The organism is Streptomyces panaciradicis, from assembly GCF_023516615.1.
GTDB classification, from domain to species: domain Bacteria; phylum Actinomycetota; class Actinomycetes; order Streptomycetales; family Streptomycetaceae; genus Streptomyces; species Streptomyces panaciradicis.
Genome location: NZ_JAMGBF010000228.1, coordinates 1 through 3,326 on the forward strand (window position 1 = coordinate 1; position 3,326 = coordinate 3,326).

The 3,326-nt window shown below is 72.2% G+C and carries 4 protein-coding genes; 1 reads left to right on the forward strand and 3 read right to left on the reverse strand.

Annotated features, from left to right (window positions below; all coding sequences use genetic code 11):
* The 3 genes from M8J74_RS41945 to M8J74_RS41955 form a co-directional block, all read right to left on the reverse strand.
* A partial coding sequence (locus M8J74_RS41945; RefSeq protein WP_249841424.1) for a response regulator occupies positions 1-274 on the reverse strand: 274 nt, incomplete at its 3' end.
* Positions 275-413: 139 nt separating this feature from the next.
* On the reverse strand, positions 414-1,019 hold the full coding sequence (locus tag M8J74_RS41950; protein ID WP_249841425.1) for an FMN reductase: 606 nt from the start codon (positions 1,017-1,019) through the stop codon (positions 414-416).
* Positions 1,016-2,104 carry an LLM class flavin-dependent oxidoreductase gene (locus M8J74_RS41955; RefSeq protein WP_249841426.1) on the reverse strand — a complete coding sequence of 363 codons (1,089 nt, stop codon included), beginning with the start codon at positions 2,102-2,104 and terminating at the stop codon, positions 1,016-1,018. Before M8J74_RS41955 ends, M8J74_RS41950 begins: the two co-directional genes overlap by 4 nt.
* A 104-nt stretch (positions 2,105-2,208) precedes the next feature.
* Here M8J74_RS41955 and M8J74_RS41960 point away from each other — a divergent pair, with 104 nt between their 5' ends.
* Positions 2,209-3,015: a helix-turn-helix domain-containing protein gene (locus tag M8J74_RS41960; RefSeq protein WP_249841427.1), complete on the forward strand. Its 807-nt coding sequence runs from the start codon at positions 2,209-2,211 to the stop codon at positions 3,013-3,015.
* The last annotated feature ends 311 nt before the right edge of the window (positions 3,016-3,326 follow it).

Consider the following 3,326-nt stretch of genomic DNA (forward strand, 5'->3'; position numbering starts at 1 on the left):
CGGCGATGCGGTCGGCGGTCTCGACGAGCGCGGTGAGCATCAGGATGGGGGTGCGGTCCCCCTCGGCGCGCAGCACCCGGCAGACCTGGAGGCCGTCGATGCCGGGCATCATCACGTCGAGGAGGAGCACGTCGGGCGGGGTGCGGTGGGCCTGCGCCAGCGCCTCGACGCCGTCGGCGACCGCGGTGACCTGGTAGCCCTCCAGGGTCAGGGCGCGTTCCAGGGCGTGACGGATGGCGCGGTCGTCTTCGGCGAGCAGCACAGTTTGGGGCACGGGACCAGTTTGCCAAGGGCGGGCGCGGTTCAGCCGGGTGAGCTGGGCTACGATCGGCCTTTTTTACCGCGCTCTCACCGTCACAGAGGCAACCACGACCGTACGCCTACCGTCTTCTCACCGTAGGTCGCGGGCCGCCTCAGGCGAGCCCGGACGGGCCGCCGGGCGCCAGTGCCGCGAGCTGGTCGGCGAAGGGCACGACCTCGAGGTCGTCCCGCGCCGGCCGGGGCTTGGACAGGCCCGCCGCCAGCGCGGCCAGCTCGCCCGCCGCCCGCTCGATCCGTCCGTCCAGGCCCTCCGCGCCCCAGTCCTCCGACGCGGCGTACACGCCGGTGGGCACGACCACGGCCCGCAGGTACGCGAACAGCGGACGCAGCGCGTGCTCCAGCACCAGGGAGTGCCGGGCCGTGCCGCCGGTCGCCGCGATCAGCACCGGCTTGCCCTCCAGGGCGTCCTTGTCGAGGACGTCGAAGAAGGACTTGAACAGCCCACTGTAGGAGGCGGAGAACACCGGGGTGACGACGATCAGTCCGTCGGCGCCCGCCACCGCGTCCTGCGCGGCGGACAGGGCGCGGCCCGGGAACCCGTTGGTGAAGTTGTGCGCGATCTCCACGGCGAGGTCGCGCAGCTCGACCACCTCGACCTCGGCCGGGGTGTGCCGGGCCACCGCCGCGGCCAGCCGGTCGCCCAGCAGCCGGGTGGACGAGGGCACGCTCAGCCCCGCCGAGACGACGACGAGCTTCATACGGTGGTCTCCTTCCGTGCGGTGGCGAGCAGGGACGCGTGGGTGGGCGCCTCGGGCACGTCGGCCGGGCGGCCGACCGCGAACTCCTTGCGCAGCACCGGCACGACCTCCTCGCCGAGCAGGTCGATCTGTTCCAGGACGGTCTTCAGCGGCAGCCCGGCGTGGTCCAGCAGGAAGAGCTGGCGCTGGTAGTCACCGGCGTACTCCCGGAAGGCGAGCGTCTTCTCGATCACCTGCTGCGGGGAGCCGACGGTCAGCGGGGTCTGGTCGGTGAAGTCCTCCAGGGACGGCCCGTGGCCGTAGACCGGGGCGACGTCGAAGTAGGGGCGGAACTCGCGCACCGCGTCCTGGGAGTTCTTCCGCATGAACACCTGGCCGCCCAGGCCGACGATGGCCTGCTCGGGCGTGCCGTGGCCGTAGTGCGCGTACCGGGTCCGGTACAGCTCGACCATGCGCTTGGTGTGGTCGGCGGGCCAGAAGATGTTGTTGTGGAAGAAGCCGTCGCCGTAGTAGGCGGCCTGTTCGGCGATCTCCGGCGAGCGGATGGAGCCGTGCCAGACGAAGGGCGGCACGCCGTCCAGCGGGCGCGGGGTGGAGGTGAAGCCCTGCAGCGGGCTGCGGAACTTGCCCTCCCAGTCGACGACGTCCTCGCGCCACAGGCGGCGCAGCAGCGCGTAGTTCTCTATCGCGAGGTTGATGCCCTGGCGGATGTCCTGCCCGAACCAGGGGTAGACCGGGCCGGTGTTGCCGCGGCCCATCATCAGGTCCACCCGGCCGTCGGCCAGGTGCTGGAGCATCGCGAAGTCCTCGGCGATCTTCACCGGGTCGTTGGTGGTGATGAGGGTGGTGGAGGTGGAGAGGATCAGCCTCTCCGTCTGCGCGGCGATGTAGCCGAGCATGGTCGTCGGGGACGACGGGACGAACGGCGGGTTGTGGTGCTCGCCGGTCGCGAAGACGTCCAGGCCGGCCTCCTCGGCCTTCAGCGCGATGGCGACCATGGCCTTGATCCGCTCGCGCTCGGTCGGCGTACGGCCCGTGGTCGGGTCCGGCGTGACGTCGCCGACGCTGAAGAGTCCGAACTGCATGGTCGCTCAACCTCCAAGTTGTTGACCGTTAAACTATACCGGCAAACGAGGGGCGGGCTCCCGGTATTCCGGGCGTTGTCAGTGCCGCGTCCTACGATCCGGACATGGCCACCCCACGCCGTGACACCCGAGGCATCGTCGGCGCCGCGGACTTCCTCGCGCGCGTGGACTTCCGCCGCCCGGACGCCGCCGCACCGCTGCGCCGGTACGTCGAGCACTACTGGCTGATCGACTGGGACCTGCCCGAGCCGTACGTCTCGCACGTGGTCCCGCACCCGGCCGTCCATGTCGTCTTCCAGCGCTTCGAGGGCCAGGAGCCCTTCGTGGAGGTCGCCGGCGTCCAGCACGGCCTGTTCGTCCAGAAGCTGGAGGGGCGGGGCCGGGTCTGCGGCGTCAAGTTCCGCCCGGGCGCCTTCCGCCCCTTCGCGCCGCAGGCGCCGGTGAGCCGGTGGACGGGCCGCCGGGTCCACTCCCCCGAGGTCTTCCCGGACGCCGACCTCGCCGCGGTCCTCGCGCCCGACGACGAGGCGGCCCGCGTCGCCGCCCTCGACGCCTTCCTCCTCGCCCTCGACCCGCGGCCCGACCCGCAGGCCGACCTCGCCGCGGCCCTGGTCGAGCGCGCCCGCACCGACCGCGGCATCCGCCGGGTCACCGAACTGGCCCGCAGCGAGGGCATGTCCGTACGACTCCTGCAGCGCCTGTTCGCCGGGTATGTCGGCGTGGGCCCGAAGTGGGTCATCCTGCGTTACCGCATCCACGAGGCCCTGGAGCACGCCGAGACCGCCGACCGGATCGACTGGGCGACGCTCGCCGCCGACCTCGGCTACGCCGACCAGGCCCACCTGGTACGCGACTTCACGGCGACGGTGGGCGTGCCGCCGGCGGCGTACGCGGCACAGGGCCTGCACTGAGCCGAGCCCCGCGAATCCGCTCGGCGATACCGGCCGGACGATCCCCGGCCAACCCTCCTTCGCCGTGCCGCGCCCAACGGCGAGCAGGGGCCGTGCCGGGGGGTGTTCGCCCGCAGCGTCGGGCGTCCAACACCGTCCACATCCCACCCGACGGCACCGCCCGACCGAGGACGGACACCCCCCGGCACGGCCCCGACCCACAACCGACCCCGCGCACCCACGCGGCCAGTTCGGCGCGCCCGACGATCCCGTACGACCGCGCAATCCGCTTGACCACCCCGCTCAGCCCCCCGCTATTTTATCTGCGTGAC

What these genes read in the sequence shown, in the direction of transcription:
- M8J74_RS41950 (WP_249841425.1), bottom strand. Translation starts at nt 1,019, where the DNA reads ATGAAGCTCGTCGTCGTCTCGGCGGGGCTGAGCGTGCCCTCGTCCACC.
- M8J74_RS41955 (WP_249841426.1), bottom strand. Translation starts at nt 2,104, where the DNA reads ATGCAGTTCGGACTCTTCAGCGTCGGCGACGTCACGCCGGACCCGACC.
- M8J74_RS41960 (WP_249841427.1), top strand. Translation starts at nt 2,209, where the DNA reads ATGGCCACCCCACGCCGTGACACCCGAGGCATCGTCGGCGCCGCGGAC.